The organism is Pseudomonas sp. OV546 (genome assembly GCF_900116845.1).
In the GTDB taxonomy this organism is placed as follows: Bacteria; Pseudomonadota; Gammaproteobacteria; order Pseudomonadales; family Pseudomonadaceae; genus Aquipseudomonas; species Aquipseudomonas petroselini.
In genome coordinates this window covers 88,626-108,139 of record NZ_FPCE01000013.1, presented here as the reverse complement: position 1 = coordinate 108,139, position 19,514 = coordinate 88,626, and the positions used below count along the sequence as shown (strand labels likewise).

The window sequence follows — 19,514 nt, the reverse complement described above, 5'->3', positions numbered from 1 at the left end:
GAACGGTAGCCTCCTAAGGTAATTACCTGATTAATCGTTTTAGCTGTCTAGCCAAGGCATTGGCGCCAAGATGGCGTTATGCCTCATGCCTTTTTAAGCTGAAATGCTGATTAGCTGATATGAAATGGGTCTAAGCCAAGAAGAACGAGGGCTCTAAGGTTGAATCAGTAAGAAGTTGCTGCCGGGTTTTGCTGGAGCAGCTGTAAGAAAAGTGACACGTCATCTCGCCATACTGAAATAAAACCGGCACGTATTTGACGCTCAGGAATAACAACAAAAGGCAGTCAGCCATGTTTAAACATTCGAAAGTACGTCAGGCGGGACTCATTCTGTTCGCCACCACACTGATTTTGATCTTGCCCAACTTAACCAAGGTTATTGGGTGACCCCTCCACGGCCCCATTCCGTGCAATCACAGCACAGGGTTTGCAGTTTTTGGCAGCGCCTGCCGGGACATTGCGCATAGCGGTCCTGCAGGGGCTGTCTTTTTACGCGCCGATTTCCGGTATCGTGAGCCCAATCGCCACGTTGATTCGAGCCTGCATCTTGAAAGCCATCCTTGCCCTCCTCGCCTTGCTGATCGGCCTTCCCGCTTCAGCCGCGCAATTGACCGTCGAACTCGACCACACCCGCAAGACCTGGCAGACCGCCGACCTGCTCAAGCACCCGCAAGCGCAAACGGTGCAGATCGTTGATGACGTGTCCTACAAGCGCACCATGACCTATCGTGCAGTGCCGCTGGCGGTGCTCATACCGGGTTTGAAACCTGAGAGCCACCTGCAAGCCGTTGCCCTCGATGGATTCGCCGCCGAACTCACGGCTGCGCCGCTGCTGGAAAACCACGGTGCACGCGCCTGGCTCGCGGTGGAGGACCCCGCCCAGCCATGGCCCGCACTGGCGGATGGCAAACCGAGTGCCGGGCCGTTCTACCTGGTGTGGACCGACCCACAGGCCGGGTCTATCAGCCCGGAGCAGTGGCCGTTCCAGATCTCCGGGATAAAGCAGTTGAAGACCGTGGCGGAGCGTTTTCCGGCGTTGTTGCCCGACCCGACGCTGGCGCCCAATGACCCGATCAACCAGGGCTTTGCGCTGTTCCAGAAAAACTGCCTGGCCTGTCACCGCCTCAATGGCGCCGGTGATGCACAGGTGGGGCCGGACCTGAATGTCCCTTATAACCCCACCGAGTATTTTGGCGGTGATTTCCTCAAGCGCTATATCCGTGACCCGCAGAGCCTGCGGCATTGGCCACAGGCGAAGATGCCGGCATTCGCCGCCAGCGTGTTGCCGGACAATGAGCTGGATTTATTGGTTGAGTATCTAAAGCACATGGCCGCGCGTAAACAGCCCTTGTAGTGAGCGGGCTTGCCCCGCGCTGGGCTGCGAAGCAGCTCTGATCCAGGCGCCTCGGCAATACCTGATGCACCGCATTCTGCTTGATCAGGGCCGCTTCGCAGCCCAGCGCGGGGCAAGCCCGCTCACTACAAGCCACAAAACCTCTGGCAGACCCGCGATCACGCTATTGCTGCTGGACGGAAATCACCGGCGTCGGCGCCACGAACACCTTCGCGTGCATCTGCTCATGACCGCCGCCGCGACGCATGCCGCGCACCGGACAGGCATCCAGGTAATCCAACCCTACCGCCAGTTTCAAATGCCGCTCCGGGCGGGCCAGCTGGTTGGTCACGTCAAAGCTGTACCAAGCGTCATCCAGCCAGGCTTCGGCCCAGGCATGGCTGGCCAGGTGCGTGCTGTCCTCGGAATACAAATACCCCGACACATACCGCGCAGGGATCCCCAGGCTGCGTGCGCAGGCCAAAAACGCGTGGGTGTGGTCCTGGCACACGCCCGCACGGCCGGCGAAGGCTTGGGCGGCGCAGGTGTCGACTTCGGTCGCGCCCGGCGTGTAGATCATCGCTTGGTTAAGTGCATGCATCAGGTCGATCAACGCCGTGCGATCGCGACGTTGATGGCAATGCTGGTCGGCAAAGCCGCGCAGCGCTTCATCGGGCTCGGTCAAGCGGGTGCAGCGCAGGAACGGGAATGCCGATTGGCTCTCGTGTTCGGCCTCGCGCAGTTCGTCGATGTCCACTTGGCCACGCGCACCGATGATGATGGCGTCGTGGGGTTCATCCAGGGTCAGCACATGCAGGATGTTGCCGAACGGGTCCACCTGGGCACGCACCGGACGCGGGAGGTCGAGTTGCCAACTGAGCACATGCTGGCGCTCGCTGTCATGGGGGGTCAGGCGCAGGTACTGGATGCTGGCGCGCACTTGGTCTTCGTAGTGGTAAGTGGTTTCGTGGCTGATGGAGAGTCTCATGCGGCCTCCAGGTAGGAACTGTAGATGGCGTCGCCCAATTGGCGGACCAAGGGGATAAAGTCGGTCAGCCAGGCGTGCAGGCCTTCCTCAAGGATTTCATCAATGGCGGTAAAGCGCAGGCGCGCATCCATCTCGGCGGCCAGGCGCTGGGCCGGGCGGCCGTTGATGCCGGGCAGGCTGGCCAGGATCTGGTCAATCTCTTCGCTGCAGGCACGCAGTGAGCGCGGCACATCGGCGCGCAGCAGCAGCAACTCAGCGACTTGCCGGGCGCCGGGCGCATCACGATAAATCTCAGTGTAGGCCTCGAACGACGACAAGGCCCGCAGCAAGGCACTCCATTGATAGTAGGCATGCGCAGTGCCATCGGTGACGGCTTCGGCCTGGTCACCGGCCATTTCATAGCGTGCGTCCAGCAAGCGCAGCGTGTTGTCGGCGCGTTCGATAAACGTGCCGAGGCGAATAAAGCGGAAAGCATCGTTGCGCATGATGGTGCCGTAGGTAGCGCCCCGGAACAGATGGGAACGCTCCTTGACCCACTCACAGAACCGACTCATGCCATAACGGCTCAGGCCCTGCTGGGCGATATCACGAATATCCAACCAGGTAGCGTTGATGTTTTCCCACATGTCGGCGGTAATTCGCCCACGCACCGCATGGGCGCTGGCCCGCGCGGCGCCGAGACAACTGTAGATACTGGCCGGGTTGGCCGCATCCAGAGCAAAGAAGTGCAGCAGGCGTTCAGCGTGCAATTCACCGTGACGTGCGTGGTAATCCTCCAGGGTGCCGGTGATCAACAGCGGCATGGCCAGTTCATGCAGGCCATCACCGCGCCCATCCTGGGGCATCAGCGACAGCGAATAGCTGACGTCGAGCATGCGCGCGAGGTTCTCCGCGCGTTCAAGGTAGCGCGACATCCAGTACAAATCCGAGGCAGTTCTACTCAACATGGCATCAGTCCTCGACCACCCACGTGTCTTTGGTGCCGCCACCCTGGGACGAGTTGACCACCAGCGAGCCTTCGCGCAATGCAACGCGGGTCAAGCCGCCGGGGACCACACGGGTTTCCTTGCCGGACAACACGAACGGGCGCAGGTCGATATGGCGGGGCGCAATGCCGTTTTCGACAAACGTCGGGCAGGTGGATAAACACAGGGTCGGCTGGGCGATATAGGCGTGGGGCTTGGCCTTGATACGGGCACGGAAGGCTTCGATTTCCGCTGCGGTGGACGCCGGGCCCACCAGCATGCCGTAGCCGCCGGAGCCTTGGGTTTCCTTCACGACCAGGTCGGGCAGGTTGGCCAATACGTGGGAAAGTTCGTCGGGCTTACGGCACTGGAAGGTCGGAACATTCTTCAGGATCGGTTCTTCATCCAGGTAAAAACGGATCATCTCGGTGACGAAGGGGTACACCGACTTGTCATCCGCCACCCCGGTGCCGATGGCATTGGCCAGCACCACATTGCCGGAGCGGTAGGCCGCGAGCAGGCCGGGCACGCCGAGCATGGAGTCCGGGTTGAAGGCCAAGGGGTCGAGAAAGGCGTCATCAAGGCGACGGTAGATCACGTCCACGGCCTTGGGGCCATCGGTGGTACGCATGAAGACGCGGTCATCGCGCACGAACAGGTCGGCGCCTTCCACCAGTTCCACGCCCATTTCACGGGCCAGAAAGGCATGTTCAAAGAACGCGCTGTTGAAGCGACCCGGGGTCAATACCACCACGCTGGGGTTGTCCAGGGGGCTGGAGCTTTTCAGGGTATCCAGCAACAGGTTGGGGTAGTGATCGATGGGCGCGATGCGTTGGGCGGCGAACAGTTCGGGGAACAGGCGCATCATCATCTTGCGGTCTTCGAGCATGTAGCTGACGCCGCTCGGTGTACGCAGGTTGTCTTCCAGCACGTAGTACGTGCCGTCGCCATCGCGGACGAGGTCGACCCCGGAGATGTGGGAATACAGGTCGCGGTGCAGGTCCAGGCCTTGCATGGCCAGTTGGTATTGCTCGTTGGCCAGGACCTGTTCGGCGGGGATGATCCCGGCCTTGATGATGCGTTGTTCGTGATACAGGTCGGCGAGAAACATATTAAGCGCCTTGACCCGCTGGATGCAGCCGCGCTCGACAATCCGCCATTCGCTGGCGGGGATGCTGCGTGGGATGGTGTCAAAGGGGATCAGGCGCTCGGTGCCCTGCTCGTCCCCGTAGAGCGTGAAGGTGATCCCGGCGCGGTGGAACAGCAAATCGGCTTCGCGCCGGCGTTGCGCCAGCAGTTCAGCAGGCGTGTCGGCCAACCAGCGGGCGAACTCGCGGTAATGAGGCCGGACCTGCCCTGCCCCATCGTACATCTCATCGTAATAAGTGCGGATCATGCCGAACTCCTTGTCACCCGGACGCGAGAACCATCGCAAGGCCCGTGCCAGCGGCATAAACACTTAAAAATCAGTGAGTTAAATAAACATAAAAATCTGACCGCACCGTCCTGGTGCGCAGAATGCCCGGTGCACAGCCCCACGCTTCATCGCAATGCGGGCTTTGACTATCAACAGCATAGCCAGAGTTGATTTCACTGCCCGGCCAAGCCTGCGGATAATCACAACCATCTGCTGAACAGGATGCGTCCTACAGGTTCAGCCCACCGCTCTTCCCTTTAGGCCACCCTCTTTGGGTGGCTTTTTTTTGGTGCAGAAAAGTGGGCTACAAGTTCCGAGTAGTTTTCCTACAGCACAAACAAAATCGGCCGACCCAAAGGTCAGCCGATACGCTGTGGTTCTCATACTGCTAACTGCTACATGGGTAACCCACGCACCTCCTGCTTCACGCCCCATCCCTCGATGATCCCACCCAGCGGCTCGACCACCGCCTCAAAGTCTTGCTCGAAGTCTCCTATGCCGTCGTAGGTAGCGAACATGATTTTGCTCAGTTCCAGGTACCAGGCGCCATCGTCGCGCGCACTGACCTGGGCATTCAGGGATTCCCCGCGAAACTCACCCGCAGCCCTGCGCGCCCGTTCCTCATCCGGGAAAATGGCGTAGAACTCGATGGGGTGAAAACGCGAAAAGTCGAAGCCGCCCTCTTTCATGCGGCGCAGAACGTTGGTGCTGATGTCTTCTTGATAGGCTGTGCTCATGAAAAGTGCTCCTCAAATTGATGGATAGACTTTCCGTGCTTCCCGAAGCCCACGCCGTACTGGCGTGGGGACTACGGCAATAACATCACCGCTGGAAAACAAGCATGTAGCTGACAAGACCAGACCTTAGCGATTCATTCGCTGATCTCATTTGCAGAGTAGCGCGAAGCTATCACCTCCACCAGAGGCGCTTTAAGGGTGGACAGGGAATATTCAGGCGGCAGGAGAGATGTCGAGGATCTGGATACTGTTCTGGTCTTTGAGGATCTTGACCGTAGGCTCGGGCTTGCGGCCCTCCAGGTCGTTGAGGTCCAGTTCGGCGGCGACGGGCACCAGTTTGTTGCGAATCATGTGTGCCGCATCTTCGAGGCTGGGCTTCTGGTCACAGGTGAACTGTTCAACGGACTGCACGCCGTGATCATCAACAAAGGTAATCTGCCACTTTTGCATCGGTGCCTCCTCGATAAAACCCGTGTGTGGGCTTACCTCTATCTGGACCTTGGGGGCTTGGCAAACGTTCCACCCAAGGTCGGAGACACCCGATCAACTGCGCTTATTTTTCGGCGTGTTCTTTCAAGGCTTTCAAGGTGTTGAACGGCGCGTCCACCACAAACTTGTTGGCCAACCACGAAGGCACGCTGCCACCAGGTTCGGTGTGCACCTGGTAAGTGACTTCGGTCTGGTTGTCGCCCTTTGGCACCAGTTTCCAGAAACCCTCGACCTGAGCCACGCGGACGTAGCCTTTTTCTTCAGGCTTGTAGGTCGGGACACCTTCGAGTTTACGCGTCAGCGTGCCGTCGGCGGCCTTGGTCGTGGTGATATGCAGGTAGGAATCGCGATCGGTCACAGGGAACGGGGCTTTGAATTGGGTGTAGGTCCAGCTCTCGTCACCTTTCTTATCGACCAGCTTCTGGGACTTGCACTCGTGAATCCATTTACAGGCACCGGCCACGTCTTCCTGCAAGGCGACGATTTTTGCCAAAGGCGCCTTGATCGTAGTCACACCGCGATACGCCTTGTACTTGGAGCCGGCCACTTCGCTCAGGGACACCTTGATACCGTCCTCATCCTTGGCGACTTGCCAATCCTCAGCCTGGGCAGTGGCAGCAAACAACACCGTAAAACCGCACAGCACAGCCATTCGTTTCAGCGAACCCATTGTTGTATTCCTTATTGTCGAAGTTCCGAAAAAAGTTCCGATAGTAAAGCCCATCAAGCCGCCGTCATCTGCTCCCACCAGCCGATCAAGCGAATCGCATCGGCCTGGTCGGTGCCGCAGACCTCGATATCCGCCTTGAAATCGCTGCACACCGCCGGTCGCTCCGGTTGCCCGAACAGCAGGCATAGCTGTTCGACCGACAGGTGCAGGCAGCGTTCGCCGGCCGGTTTGCCTTGTGGCATGCCCGGTAATGGCGAACTGATGGAGGGGGCGATGCAGCAAGCGCCACAGCCTTCACGGCAATTCATGACCAGCAGATCCTCGACGACTCAATGTGGATGGCCGGGCTAGAGTACGCCCTAAAACAGCCGTTTTAAAATGGTCTAACAGGGGTTTTTCGCAGAAAACAAAAGTGACTGACCAGTCTGCGACAGATGGTCGGAGGGACACGTCACGTCTGTGGGAAAAGTTTACTGCTTGAATTCGAAATCCAGCGCTGCACCTTCCACATCGCGCCGCTCTTCGTTGCGCAATTGCAGCCTCATCTCATTGCTGAGCAGGCGGCCGTTGATCTGGAATGCACTGTTGTCGGTGGGCTTCTCGCCGAACATCGGCGGCAGCAGGGGCACGCTCTTGGGCTTGGGCATGGTGCCGATGGGCTGCAAGTGTCTGACCATGTCCGAAGGCAGTGACAGGTCCAACTGCGCAGGGGGCAATTGCGTCTGGGACACTTCACGGGAGGCCTTGGATTTGCTCGCAGCACGTTTTTTGACAGTGGCCGCGTTCTTCTTCGCCGCGGGCGCTTTTTTGGCCGGCGCCGGTTTTTTCGCAGGGGTCTTCTGTTCAGAGCTGGCAGCAGGCTTGGTTTCGCTCACAGGGGCCGCCGCCAGCGCTGTGCTGACGTTGCACAGGCTTAACAGGCCAATTACCAGAACAGCGCGAAAAATCTGAGTCATATTGCCTACAGCATTAACGGCAGAGGGCCATATGCTCGCTTGTTGTGCACGGCATGACAAGCGTGGTGATCAGCCCACTGTCGGAGTTGTCCCTTTTTTGCGCCTCAGAGGCCGGCTGCAGTTTCCTGGCATAACTGGCTGGCCAGCATCCCCAGGGTCATCAGCGCCCGCTCTGCCTCGCGGTTCCACGGCGTACCGCAGTTAAGGCGAATGCAGTGGTTGAACTGTTCTGTGTTGCTGAAAATCAACCCTGGCGCAATGCTGATGCCCTGTTGCAGGGCACGCACGTGCAGTTCCTGGGTATTGACCCGTCCGGGCAAACTGACCCACAGGATAAAACCGCCGGTCGGGCGAGTCATCTGCGTGCCTTCGGGGAAATACTGCTGCACCGCCAGCTGGAACGCGCTGAGGTTCTTGCGGTATTCCTGCCGGATGTAGCGCAGGTGCCGGTCGTAGCCGCCATTCTCAAGGTAAGCGGCAACGCCCATCTGCGTGACACTGCACGCGGAGTGGGTGCTGAACATCTGCAGGCGCTGGATTTCCTGCTGGTACTTGCCAGCGATCATCCAGCCGATGCGCACGCCGGGGGACAATGTCTTGGAAAAACTCGAGCAATAGATCACCCGGTCCAGGCGGTCATAAGCTTTCAGGGCCTTGGTGCGGCCGAGCTCGAACATCAGTTCGCCGTAGATATCGTCCTCGACAATCTGGATATCGAAATCCGAGGCCAGGCGCAGTAACTGTTTTTGCCGTTCTTCGGGCATGGTGCCGCCGAGCGGGTTGCTCAGGCGCGTGGTCAATACCAGCGCCTTGATCGACCATTGGTTCGCCGCCAGTTGCAGGGCTTCCAGGCTCATGCCGGTGGAAGGGTCGCTGGGAATCTCGATGACTTTGAGGCCCAGCAGATCGGCCAGCTGCAGCAGGCCGTAATACGTCGGCGACTCAGCGGCAATCAGGTCGCCCGGCCGCGTCAACACCCGCAGTGACATCTGTAAGGCATCGACGCAACCGTGGGTGATCACCACTTCGGAAGGATCCACCACCACACCCGCATCGCGCATGCGGATCGCCACCTGACGGCGCAGCGGTTCGAAACCGGGGCTGAACATATAGCTGAAGGCCCGAGGGCTCTGAAAGCGCGTGACCTTGGCCAACTGCTGGTGCAATGCCCGTACCGGCAGGTAATCCACGCTCGGCACCGCGGCGCCCAGCGGGAACACCCCTTCGCGGCGGGATTCGCCCAACACTTGCTGAATGATGCTGCTGCGGGTGACCAACCCCGGCCGCTCGACCCGCGCGATGTCCGGCGTGGGGGCCGTGAGCGCGGGTGTCTGATGCACGTAATAACCGGACTGCGGACGTGCCCGGATCAGCCCCTGGTCTTCCAGGTTGGCGTAGGCCTGCAACACCGTGGCGTGGCTCACGTTGAGCTGGGAGCTCATCTTGCGCACCGAAGGCACGCGCTCCCCCGGTTGATAGACACCGCGCCGGATATCCTCAGCCAGTTGCTGGGCGATACGTTGGTAAAGCAACAGATTGGTCATGACGCAGCACTCGATTTCACGGGTATTTTATTTTTGTGTGAAACATACCGGCACAGTTTAGAAGTGTACGGGGACAGTTGCCACAATAGTCGAGCGCGGGCGGGAGTGACAGTAAAAACTGTAGGGCGGGTGACTGGGATTTCAGGTGCACATAAAAAATGTGGGAGGGGGTTTGCCCCCTCCCACATTTTTGATCTGCGCCAGGCTTCTAGCGGGCGGCGCCCAACTGGCCCTTGGCGTCGGAGAACACAATTTCCACCCGCCGGTTCTGCGCCCTGCCCCGCTCGGAGGCATTCGCTTCGACCGGGTACTGGTCGCCATAACCCTCGACCTGGATGCGTTTTTCGTCGATCCCCAGGTCTACCAGTACATCGGCCACCGACTGTGCGCGGTCGCGGGACAGTTTGAGGTTTTCCCGCTCACCGCCGGTGTTGTCGGCATACCCCTCGATGCGCACCACACGCTTGGGGTTCAGTTGCAGGAACTGTACGATTTTCAGCACAGTGCGGTTGGCCGAGTTTTTCAGCTCCGCCTCACCGGTGTCGAACAGCACGTCACCCAGGGTCATCACCAGGCCGCGATCGGTCTGGGTGGTGGCCAGGCTGGCGATCTGTTCTTCAAGCCACTTACCTTGCTGCTGCACGCTGATCAGCTTGCTTTCACGCAGCGCCAGTTGCAGGCGCTGGCGTTCCAGCTCGAGTTTGGCACCGCGCTCTTCGTTGAGCGCCTGTTCGGTGTGCTCGCGGGCAATGGCACTGTAGCGCTGGCTCAGGTAGGCGTAATGCACCACGTCGGCGCCGCTGCCCCAGTAGCTGGACAAGCGATCGGCGCGGGCCAGGGACTCGCCGGCACGGATCACATCCTTGGGCGCGATGCGTAACACATTGGCGTCTTCCTTGACCTTCTGGAAGTCACTGCCCGCCTGCTGCAAGGCCTGCTCGCCATTGGGGTGGCTGGCGCAACCGCCCAGCACTGCACTGCCCAACAGCACGGCACAGCCCAAACCACGGATCATCGGGCTCATTGGGCCTCCCCCAGTTGCAATTGCTTGCGCAGACGGGTGATGCGGGTGTTAAGCACGTTCAGTTGTTCCTGGCTCTTGCGGGTCAGCACTTGGGCTTCGGCCAGGCGCGCGTCCAGCTCGGCCTGTTCGGCCTGCATGCGTGCGTCCTTGTAGGATTGATCAGCCATGTCGGCCTTGGCCTGGGCGAATTTGTCTTCGGCCAGTTTCAGTTCGGGTGATTCATCGGCACTGGCACCCACGGCGCCGGCTTGTTCCAAGGCTTGCTGGGTGAGGCGTATTTGTTCATTCGGCGCAGGATCGGCTGCACATCCCGCCAGAGCGACAACGGCGAGGGCCGCGAAAAGAGGTCGAAGAGTCACTGAAAATCCCTACTTTGTTGGGGTGCCGACGGGTTGCTGCAATTGTGCTTTCCAGCGCTCCAGATTGCGCTGCAGCGCGGTTTCCGCCACACCGGACGCGGGCAATTCTGTCATCTTTTTAGCGAGCTGTCCGCGTAACCACGGATCATTGCAGGCCGAGTTGTGGGAAATCGCCAGGTACAGGCCCGGCTGATCGATGGGCACGTCGCGGGCGATCAGGTCATTGCTCATGCCCAGGCTCTGCGCCATGGCCATGCCGGAATAACGACTCGCCAGCACATAGTCCACTTCCCCCAGCAGCAGCTTCTGGAACGCCGGCGTCAGTGAAGGCAAGCGCTGCAGGCTCAGTTGCTGGCCGGCGAAGGTCTCGAAGTCGGCGCTCAAGCGTGCACGCTCCGACACTGCACCTTTGTGCCCGTGCAGGTCGGCCGCCGTGGTGTACGCCAGCGCCGAATCCTTGCGCGTCCAGACCAGGTAGTCGAGCTGCACCAGCGCCGGGTGAATGTAGTCGAGGGTTTCCAGTTCGCCCAGGTTCAGCGGCGCATCGGCCAGGATATCCATGCGCCCGCTGCGCACTTCATCCAGGGCCAGGGAGCGTTTGCCGCCGTAGAGCAGGTCGATTTTCAACCCGAGGTCCTTGGCCACTTGTTGCAACACATCAGCGGTGGCGCCGATCAGGTGCGTGGGGTCTTGCGGGTCGCGCCAGAGCAAAGGCGGTGCGTCCGGGCTGCCGGTGATCACCAGGCGGTCGCATTTGCCGGCGGCCAGCGTCAGGCTCGGCAGCAGTGTGAGGCCCAGCAGTACGGTCCAGGGGCGCAGTTCCATGGCGAGTGTCTCCAGCAAGTCAAAAAAAAGCCCGGTCACAAGGACCGGGCTCTTTATAAGTGAAGCGACTGGATTAGACCAGCTTCTCCAACTCGGGTACGGCTTCGAACAAGTCCGCCACCAGGCCGTAATCAGCCACCTGGAAGATCGGTGCTTCTTCGTCCTTGTTGATCGCAACGATCACTTTGGAGTCTTTCATACCGGCCAAGTGCTGGATCGCGCCGGAGATACCGACGGCGATGTACAGCTGTGGCGCGACGATCTTGCCGGTCTGGCCGACCTGCATGTCGTTCGGTACAAAACCTGCGTCGACGGCCGCGCGGGAAGCGCCGACCGCAGCGCCCAGCTTGTCGGCCAGGGCATACAGGTGCTTGAAGTTGTCACCGTTCTGCATGCCACGGCCGCCGGAAACGACGATCTTGGCAGCGGTCAGCTCAGGACGATCCGACTTGGCCAGCTCTTCGCCAACAAAGCTGGATGTACCCGCGTCGTGGGCAGCCGCAACAGCTTCAACGGCAGCCGAACCGCCTTCAGCAGCCACAGGGTCGAAACCGGTGGCGCGGACGGTGATGACTTTGACCGAAGCGTTCGATTGAACGGTAGCGATGGCGTTACCGGCGTAGATCGGGCGCTTGAAGGTGTCGGCGCTTTCGACCGAGATGATCTCGGAGATCTGGTCAACGTCCAGCTGCGCGGCAACGCGTGGCAGGATGTTTTTGCCGTTGGAGGTGGCGGCAGCCAGGATGTGGCTGTAGCCGGCGCCCAGCTCTGCAACCAGCGGGGCGACGTTTTCCGGCAGTTGATGAGCATAGGCCGCGTTGTCGGCGACCAGTACTTTGCTCACGCCAGCGACTTTTGCAGCGGCTTCAGCCACGGCGCCAACGTTTTGGCCGGCGACCAGGACGTGGATATCACCACCGATTTTGGCGGCGGCGGCGACAGTGTTCAGGGTGGCCGGGGCCACAACCTTGTTGTCGTGTTCTGCGATTACCAAGATAGTCATGGTTAGATTACCTTCGCTTCGTTTTTCAGTTTCTCGACCAGTTCAGCCACCGACTTGACCTTGATGCCCGCGCTGCGTGCAGCCGGTGCTTCAACCTTGACGGTCTTGTTGGTGGAGGCGGTGGAAACGCCCAAAGCATCCGGAGTCAGCACTTCAAGAGGCTTCTTCTTGGCTTTCATGATGTTTGGCAGGGACGCATAACGCGGCTCGTTCAAACGCAGGTCGGTGGTGACGATGGCCGGCAGTTTCAGCGAAACCGTCTGCGCGCCGCCGTCGATTTCACGGGTCACCGCTACGCTGTCGCCGTTCACTTCGACTTTCGAAGCAAAGGTGCCCTGGCCGTAACCGGTCAGTGCAGCCAGCATCTGGCCCGTCTGGTTGTTGTCGCTGTCGATGGCTTGTTTGCCGAGGATCACCAGTTGAGGCTGTTCCTTGTCGACAACCGCTTTGAGCAGCTTGGCCACGGCCAGGGAGGTCAGCTCTTCAGCGGACTCGACCAGGACAGCGCGGTCGGCGCCCAGCGCCAGGGCGGTACGCAGCTGCTCTTGAGCAGTGGTCGGGCCGATGGAAACCACGACGATTTCAGTCGCCACGCCTTTCTCTTTCAGGCGTACGGCTTCTTCCACGGCGATTTCGCAGAAAGGGTTCATCGACATCTTGACGTTAGCGAGGTCGACGCCGGAATTGTCCGCCTTGACGCGAACTTTCACGTTGTAATCGACAACGCGTTTGACAGCTACAAGAACCTTCATGGATTCCTCGTTACTCTCCGGTGAAAAGAAAGTCGCCTAGGCGAACCTGGCGGTTGATGCTCATCGGCACACAAGGGCACCTCCAAAAACGTCGGCGGATGACCTTGCTCACGGGAAATGATGACCGTTCGTCAGTGGTGACTGAGAGGTCATTCTTTATCGCAGCGTGTAAACTGCGCGCCATCGTTTGGGCGCGCGTCACCTGTCGTGCTTTTGGACGTGCTCTTGAAACCTGCTGTCTGCCTACGGTAAGCGCAAAACCGACCGTATATTGACCGGAACGCCTATTCTGGTCAATACGGCAAAATAGCCAGTCATAAGCCGCGCCTCTTTGATTTACCTAGCCTGCGGGCAATTCAAACAAACGTTTGTATTGGACGCTGGCAGTGGTGTAGATATAATGCGCCACCTAGAGAGAAAGGTGGGTCATCCCCTGCCATTTGGCGCAGTGATGACGGACACGACACCGAACCTCCACCCATTAGAAAAAAAGCCTGTTGAGCCTTGAGTAGGAGATAGCCTGTGGAACGCGAATACATGGAATTCGACGTGGTCATCGTCGGCGCTGGCCCGGCGGGCCTGTCTGCCGCCTGCCGACTGAAGCAGAAGGCCGCCGAAGCCGGTAAGGAAATCAGCGTCTGCGTGGTCGAGAAAGGCTCCGAAGTCGGCGCACACATCCTGTCCGGTGCCGTGTTCGAACCACGCGCCCTAAACGAACTGTTCCCGGACTGGAAAGCACTCGGCGCCCCACTCAACACCCCCGTGGTGCGCGATGACATCTATGTACTGCGCAGCCCCGAAGCCTCCACCAAGGTTCCCGACTTCTTTGTGCCCAAGACCATGCACAACGAAGGCAACTACATTATCTCCCTGGGCAACCTGTGCCGCTGGCTCGCCCAGCAGGCCGAGAACCTCGGCGTGGAAGTCTACCCAGGCTTCGCCGCCCAGGAAGCGCTGTTCGATGAAAACGGCGTGGTCCGTGGGATCATCACCGGTGACCTCGGCGTTGACCGTGAAGGCAACCCCAAAGAAGGCGTCTACACCCCAGGCATGGAACTGCGTGGCAAGTACACGCTGTTCGCCGAAGGTTGCCGTGGCCACATCGGCAAGCAACTGATCCAGCGCTTCAACCTGGACAGCGACGCCGACGCCCAGCATTACGGCATCGGCTTGAAGGAAATCTGGGAAATCGACCCGGCCAAGCACCAGCCAGGCCTGGTGGTGCACACCGCCGGTTGGCCGCTGGACATCATGAGCGCCGAGAACACCGGCGGCTCGTTCCTGTATCACCTAGAAAACAACCAGGTGGTCGTCGGCCTGATCGTCGACCTGTCCTACAGCAACACCTTCCTCTCGCCTTTCGATGAGTTCCAGCGCCTCAAGCACCACCCGGTGTTGGCCCAGTACCTGGAAGGCGGCAAGCGCATCAGCTACGGCGCCCGTGCCATCTGCAAAGGCGGCCTGAACTCGCTGCCGAAGATGGTCTTCAAGGGTGGCGCGCTGATCGGTTGCGATCTGGGCACGCTGAACTTCGCCAAGATCAAAGGCAGCCACACCGCGATGAAGTCCGGCATGCTCGCCGCCGACGCCGTGGCCGACCGCCTGTTTGCCGAGTCCGAAGGCGGTGATGAACTGACCGCTTACGTCGACAGCTTCAAGTCCAGCTGGCTCTACGAAGAACTGTTCGCCAGCCGCAACTTCGGCCCGGCGATGCACAAGTTCGGCCCGATCATCGGCGCCGGCTTCAACTGGTTCGACCAGAACATCCTGGGCGGCAAGATGCCGTTCACCCTGCACGACACCAAGCCGGACTACGCCTGCCTCAAGCTGGCCAAAGACAGCAAGAAGATCGACTACCCCAAACCCGACGGCAAGCTGAGCTTCGACAAGCTGAGCTCGGTGTTCATCTCCGGTACCAACCACGAAGAAGAGCAACCGTGCCACTTGAAGCTCAAAGACGCGAGCATCCCGATCGGCACCAACCTGCCGCTCTACGATGAACCGGCGCAGCGCTATTGCCCGGCCGGCGTGTATGAAGTGATCACGAAAGAAGATGGCGAGAAGCGCTTCCAGATCAACGCCCAGAACTGCGTGCACTGCAAGACCTGTGACATCAAGGACCCTTCGCAGAACATCACCTGGGTCACGCCGGAAGGTGCAGGTGGGCCGACTTACCCGAATATGTAAGCTGGCTTGCACATTAAGGCTCCCAAATCGGGAGCCTTTTTTATGAGTGCAAACACGGTCAAATGTGGGAGGGGGCTTGCTCCCGATAGCGGTGGGTCAGCTACAGATTTGCTGACGGATACACAGCCATCGGGAGCAAGCCCACTCCCACATTTGGATATGTGTTTTGCCTGGAATGACTATGCAGCGCGCTCTTCGCCAGGGTTGCGCTCGAAGTAGCGCTTGTACTCGCGACTGAATTGCGACGTACTCTGATACCCCACGTTATGCGCCGCCTGCGCCACCCCCATGCCTTCCACCAACAGCAACTGCTGGGCTTTGAGCAACCGCAGACGCTTCAGATATTGCACCGGCGACAACAGCGTGCAGCGCTTGAAGTGCTCATGAAAAGTCGATGCACTCATGTGTGCATACCCCGCCAGCGTCTCGATATTCAGCGGCTCGGCATAATGGGCATGCAGGTGATTCAACGCCGTCGCAATCCGCGAAAACTGCCCCTGCTGCTCCACCAACGCCCGCAATACATCCGCCTGTGGCCCACGCAATGCGGTGAAGAGTAATTCCCGTACCCGTGCCGGGCCCATGATCCGGCTTTCCAGCGGATCGTGCAGGCACTGCAACAACCGCTCGACACACCCGCGCATCGCATCATCGAGCACCACCGAGCTCATCGACTCCAGCGTCTGCGCCGTCGGCGGCGGCCCGGCCTGAATGCCCATGGCCATCACCAACTCGCCCAGCACCACGCGATCAATGCCCACCGTCACGCCCAGCAGCGGCGCATCCGGCGCCATGGCAAACGTCTCGCACTCGAAGGGCACCGGCATCGCCTGGATCAGGTAGTGCCCGGCGCCATACTCCAGCGTACGCGGCCCCAGGTAGGCAACTTTGCTGCCTTGGGCGACAAACATCAGGCTCGGCTCATAGATCTGCGGCCCGCGTGCCACGTCGCAACTGGCACGCAATACCTGCACACCGGGCAAGTGTGTCGGCGAGAAACCGTCACGGGGCGTCAGCCCCTCAATCAGGGCAACCAGCGGGGCGTTGGCATCAAGATGGCGGGTCAACAACATGGCAAAAAACTTCGCTGAAAAGGGATGAGAGCATCATCGCAGGTCCGGCGACACAAAAACCCAAACACAGGGCACTCCCGGACGAATAGGCATGAGACTCGGAGCAATCACCATGGCCGCATCCGGGACCGGCGCGGAAAATGGCCCGCCTCACTTTCCAACGCTTTTGCGAGGTTCCACCATGTACACCGCCATCGGTTATGCCGCTCAGTCGGCCACCACTCCCCTCGCCCCCATGTCCTTCCAGCGCCGCAGCCCGCGCGTGGATGACGTGGCCATCGAGATCCTGTACTGCGGCGTGTGCCACTCCGACATCCACCAGGCGCGCAACGAATGGGGCATCGCCGTGTACCCACTGATGCCGGGCCACGAGATCGTCGGCAAGGTCACCGCCGTCGGCGCCAATGTCACCGCGCATAAAGTCGGCGACCTGGTGGGCGTGGGCTGCATGGTTGATTCGTGCCGTCACTGCGACGCGTGCAAAGCGGACCTGGAGCAATATTGCCTCGAAGGCCCGACCATGACCTACGCCACCCCGGACCGCGTAGACGGCAGCAACACCATGGGCGGTTACTCCGACAGCATCGTGGTCAGCGAACACTTCGTGGTGAAGATCCCAGCCAAGCTCGACCTGGCCAGCGCCGCGCCGATCCTGTGCGCCGGTGTCACCATGTACTCGCCGATCAAGCACTACGGCATCAAGGCCGGCGACAAGGTCGGCGTATTGGGCATGGGCGGCCTGGGCCATATGGGCATCAAGCTGGCCAAGGCGATTGGCGCAGAAGTGACCTTGTTCACCCGCTCCGCGAGCAAGGCTGAAGAAGGCCGTCGCCAGGGTGCCGATCACGTGATCGTGTCCACCGACGCCGAGCAGATGAAAGCGGCCGCCGGGCACTTTGACTTCCTGCTGGACACCATCCCGGTGCAGCACGACCTGAACCCCTACCTCGACGTGCTGCGCTTTGACGGCGTGCACATCCTGGTCGGCCTGATCGAACCGGTCGACCCACCGGTCAACGCCGCCAAGCTGATCATGGGCCGCAAAGTCCTGGCCGGTTCCTTGATCGGTGGCATTGCCGAAACCCAGGAAGTCTTGGATTTCTGCGCCGAGCACGGCATCAGCTGCGACATCGAAATGCTCGACATCCGCAACATCAACGAAGCCTACAGCCGCATGATCGCCGGCGATGTGAAGTACCGCTTTGTCATCGACATGGCGACCTTGAAGGTCTGATCAGCCTTTAGCGCCCAACTCCGCTGACAGCCGCGCTGCCACCTGTTTGATCACAGGGATCAGCTCGGCCATCTTCTCCAGCGGCATGTAGGGCACGGTACTGGCGATGCTGATGCCGGCGACGATTCGCCGGCTGGCATCGCGCACCGGTGCCGCCACGCAGCGAATCGACGGTTCGTTGTCTTCCAGATCGAACGCATAACCGCCCACCACGTATTCACGCATGCGCTGCTCGAACTGTGCCCAGGATTGCTCCGGGTGTTGCGGCCATTGCAGGTTTTTCCCACCCGCCGGCAGGCTGGTCTCATACAAACGCTGCCACTCCTCGACAGCGTCATCCAGCAGCATCGCCTTGCCCACGCCCGTACGCGCCAACGGCATGCGATGGCCCACCCGTGAGCGCATTTCCGGGCCGTTGCGACCGGGGTTCTTGTGCAGGTACAGCACGTCGTCGTATTCGCGGATGGCCAGGTGGATGGTGTCGCCGGTCAGTGCCGACAGCTCATCCAGGTACGGGATGGCCAAGGTCACCAATGGCAGCTCCTCGCGCGCCTGAAAACCCAGCTCGATCAACTTTGGCCCCAGCAGGTAACCGACTTGCGGCACCACGCGCAGGTAACGTTCCTCCACCAGGCAACTGGCCAGTCGGTGCGTGGTGCTGCGGGTGGTGCCGATACGCCGGGCGATCTCTTTCAGATCCCGCGCACCGGCCGCCACCGCCTGCACCACGCCCAGGCCTCGCAGCAGGGTCTGGGTGCCGGTGGGGGCGGCTTCTTTGACGGGGGTGTGGGCGTTTTCCTGCATATCGGGCCTATTAGTGTGAAAGCGGGGGCATTATGGCAAATACCGCCCCTCAATACAGTGGCGATCCAAATGTGGGAGGGGGCTTGCCCCCGATGGCGGCACATCAGAAAAACATGTATCCACTGACCCACCGCTATCGGGGGCAAGCCCCCTCCCACATTTGAATCTTCATAGGGCTCGGGATCAGCGTTGCTTCATACGGTCGATGATCACCGCCAGCAACAAGATCGAACCCCTGATCACATACTGGTAAAAGGTATCGATGTTCTTCAGGTTCATCGCGTTCTCAATGATCGCCAGGATCAACACCCCGGCAATCACATGCCGGATCATGCCGATGCCGCCGCTCAGCGATACCCCGCCCAGCACGCAGGCGGAGATCACTGTCAGCTCAAAGCCCTGGCCGATCATCGGCTGGCCGGAGGTCATGCGCGACGCGAGGATGACCCCAGCCAAAGCGCCAACCAAACCGTGTACGGCGAAGATGATGATCTTGGTGCGATCGACGTTCACCCCGGCCAGCAGTGCGGCTTCCTGGTTGCCGCCAATCGCCATGGTGTTGCGCCCATAGGTGGTGTAATTCAGCAGCCAGCCGAAGAACACAAAGCACAGCACGGTGATGATGATCGGCACGGGCACACCCAGCAGCTGGCCGTTGCCGAACACGAAGAAACCTTCGTCCATCACGCCGACGGCCTTGCCGTTGGAGAAGATATAGGCCAGGCCGCGCACGATCTGCATGGTCGCCAACGTGGCGATCAACGCATTGATGCGCAGCTTGGCGATGACGATGCCATTGATCAGCCCCACCACCAGCCCCATGGCCAGTGCCGCCGACACACCGAGAGCCACGCTGTCGGTGTCGCGAATCACAATGCCCGCCACCACGCCGGCGCAGGCAATCACCGAGCCCACCGACAGATCGAAGTGCCCCGATGCCAGGCAGAACAGCATGGTGCAGGCGGCAATGCCCACCGTTGAAATCGCCAGGCCCAAGCCACGCATGTTAAGCGGTGAAAGGAAGTTGTCGATAAACAACGCACTGAGCAAAAAGATACCCAGCGCGGCGAGCAGCATCACCCAATCATCGAGAAACTTGCGCTGATTGAACCCCGGCCAGAAGCCCTTTGCAGTTTTTACCTCAGACATCATTCA

20 protein-coding genes are annotated in these 19,514 nt (G+C 60.1%); 3 read left to right on the top strand and 17 right to left on the bottom strand.

Features of this window, described 5'->3' with window-relative positions; genetic code table 11:
• Nucleotides 1–546: 546 nt before the first annotated feature.
• Nucleotides 547–1,353, top strand: coding sequence for a c-type cytochrome (locus BM403_RS25085; RefSeq protein ID WP_093545535.1), 807 nt, complete (start codon nt 547–549; stop codon nt 1,351–1,353).
• Between the two features lie 163 nt (nt 1,354–1,516).
• Here the strand turns inward: BM403_RS25085 and BM403_RS25080 are convergent, their stop codons facing one another.
• From BM403_RS25080 to BM403_RS25015, 14 genes are all read right to left on the bottom strand, one after another.
• Complete coding sequence (locus BM403_RS25080; protein ID WP_093545532.1) at nt 1,517–2,320, bottom strand: transglutaminase family protein; 804 nt, start codon at nt 2,318–2,320, stop codon at nt 1,517–1,519.
• The gene (locus BM403_RS25075; protein WP_015885393.1) at nt 2,317–3,267 is read right to left on the bottom strand and encodes an alpha-E domain-containing protein; all 951 of its coding nucleotides are present in this window, start codon (nt 3,265–3,267) and stop codon (nt 2,317–2,319) included. Before BM403_RS25075 ends, BM403_RS25080 begins: the two co-directional genes overlap by 4 nt.
• A gap of 4 nt (nt 3,268–3,271) precedes the next feature.
• Nucleotides 3,272–4,681, bottom strand: coding sequence for a circularly permuted type 2 ATP-grasp protein (locus BM403_RS25070; RefSeq protein ID WP_015885394.1), 1,410 nt, complete (start codon nt 4,679–4,681; stop codon nt 3,272–3,274).
• Nucleotides 4,682–5,097: 416 nt separating this feature from the next.
• Nucleotides 5,098–5,439 carry a ribonuclease E inhibitor RraB gene (locus tag BM403_RS25065; RefSeq protein WP_015885395.1) on the bottom strand — a complete coding sequence of 114 codons (342 nt, stop codon included), beginning with the start codon at nt 5,437–5,439 and terminating at the stop codon, nt 5,098–5,100.
• A 213-nt stretch (nt 5,440–5,652) separates the two neighbouring features.
• Nucleotides 5,653–5,889 (bottom strand): hypothetical protein, encoded by a 237-nt coding sequence (locus tag BM403_RS25060; RefSeq protein WP_015885396.1) that lies wholly within the window; start codon nt 5,887–5,889, stop codon nt 5,653–5,655.
• A gap of 103 nt (nt 5,890–5,992) precedes the next feature.
• Nucleotides 5,993–6,598, bottom strand: a complete 606-nt coding sequence (locus BM403_RS25055; protein WP_093545529.1) for an START domain-containing protein — start codon at nt 6,596–6,598, stop codon at nt 5,993–5,995.
• A 53-nt stretch (nt 6,599–6,651) separates the two neighbouring features.
• Nucleotides 6,652–6,906, bottom strand: a complete 255-nt coding sequence (locus BM403_RS25050) for a YkgJ family cysteine cluster protein (protein WP_015885398.1) — start codon at nt 6,904–6,906, stop codon at nt 6,652–6,654.
• A gap of 162 nt (nt 6,907–7,068) precedes the next feature.
• Nucleotides 7,069–7,554: a translation initiation factor 2 gene (locus BM403_RS25045; protein ID WP_093545526.1), complete on the bottom strand. Its 486-nt coding sequence runs from the start codon at nt 7,552–7,554 to the stop codon at nt 7,069–7,071.
• Nucleotides 7,555–7,658: 104 nt separating this feature from the next.
• A complete protein-coding gene (locus BM403_RS25040) occupies nt 7,659–9,098 on the bottom strand; it encodes an aminotransferase-like domain-containing protein (protein ID WP_015885400.1) in 1,440 nt (479 codons plus the stop codon).
• A 208-nt stretch (nt 9,099–9,306) separates the two neighbouring features.
• The gene (locus BM403_RS25035; RefSeq protein WP_064052617.1) at nt 9,307–10,122 is read right to left on the bottom strand and encodes an OmpA family protein; all 816 of its coding nucleotides are present in this window, start codon (nt 10,120–10,122) and stop codon (nt 9,307–9,309) included.
• Entirely contained in the window at nt 10,119–10,481 is a 363-nt protein-coding gene (locus tag BM403_RS25030) for a DUF4398 domain-containing protein (protein WP_015885402.1), read from the bottom strand. The genes BM403_RS25035 and BM403_RS25030 overlap by 4 nt, the downstream gene beginning before the upstream one ends.
• 9 nt (nt 10,482–10,490) lie before the next feature.
• Nucleotides 10,491–11,306 carry a substrate-binding periplasmic protein gene (locus BM403_RS25025; RefSeq protein WP_093545523.1) on the bottom strand — a complete coding sequence of 272 codons (816 nt, stop codon included), beginning with the start codon at nt 11,304–11,306 and terminating at the stop codon, nt 10,491–10,493.
• A gap of 73 nt (nt 11,307–11,379) precedes the next feature.
• Nucleotides 11,380–12,309, bottom strand: a complete 930-nt coding sequence (locus BM403_RS25020) for an electron transfer flavoprotein subunit alpha/FixB family protein (RefSeq protein ID WP_093545520.1) — start codon at nt 12,307–12,309, stop codon at nt 11,380–11,382.
• Nucleotides 12,310–12,311: 2 nt separating this feature from the next.
• Nucleotides 12,312–13,061 carry an electron transfer flavoprotein subunit beta/FixA family protein gene (locus BM403_RS25015; protein ID WP_093545517.1) on the bottom strand — a complete coding sequence of 250 codons (750 nt, stop codon included), beginning with the start codon at nt 13,059–13,061 and terminating at the stop codon, nt 12,312–12,314.
• A gap of 522 nt (nt 13,062–13,583) precedes the next feature.
• Between BM403_RS25015 and BM403_RS25010 the strand changes: the two genes are divergently transcribed.
• Entirely contained in the window at nt 13,584–15,248 is a 1,665-nt protein-coding gene (locus tag BM403_RS25010; protein ID WP_015885406.1) for an electron transfer flavoprotein-ubiquinone oxidoreductase, read from the top strand.
• 179 nt (nt 15,249–15,427) lie between these two features.
• Here BM403_RS25010 and BM403_RS25005 read toward each other — a convergent pair whose 3' ends face one another.
• Nucleotides 15,428–16,321: an AraC family transcriptional regulator gene (locus BM403_RS25005; protein ID WP_015885407.1), complete on the bottom strand. Its 894-nt coding sequence runs from the start codon at nt 16,319–16,321 to the stop codon at nt 15,428–15,430.
• Between the two features lie 181 nt (nt 16,322–16,502).
• Here BM403_RS25005 and BM403_RS25000 point away from each other — a divergent pair, with 181 nt between their 5' ends.
• Nucleotides 16,503–17,555 (top strand): NAD(P)-dependent alcohol dehydrogenase, encoded by a 1,053-nt coding sequence (locus BM403_RS25000; protein WP_015885408.1) that lies wholly within the window; start codon nt 16,503–16,505, stop codon nt 17,553–17,555.
• Here BM403_RS25000 and BM403_RS24995 read toward each other — a convergent pair whose 3' ends face one another.
• The gene (locus BM403_RS24995) at nt 17,556–18,359 is read right to left on the bottom strand and encodes an IclR family transcriptional regulator (RefSeq protein WP_015885409.1); all 804 of its coding nucleotides are present in this window, start codon (nt 18,357–18,359) and stop codon (nt 17,556–17,558) included. It abuts the gene before it with no gap.
• A gap of 183 nt (nt 18,360–18,542) precedes the next feature.
• Nucleotides 18,543–19,508, bottom strand: a complete 966-nt coding sequence (gene araH / locus BM403_RS24990) for an L-arabinose ABC transporter permease AraH (RefSeq protein WP_046035678.1) — start codon at nt 19,506–19,508, stop codon at nt 18,543–18,545.
• Nucleotides 19,509–19,514 lie beyond the last annotated feature (6 nt).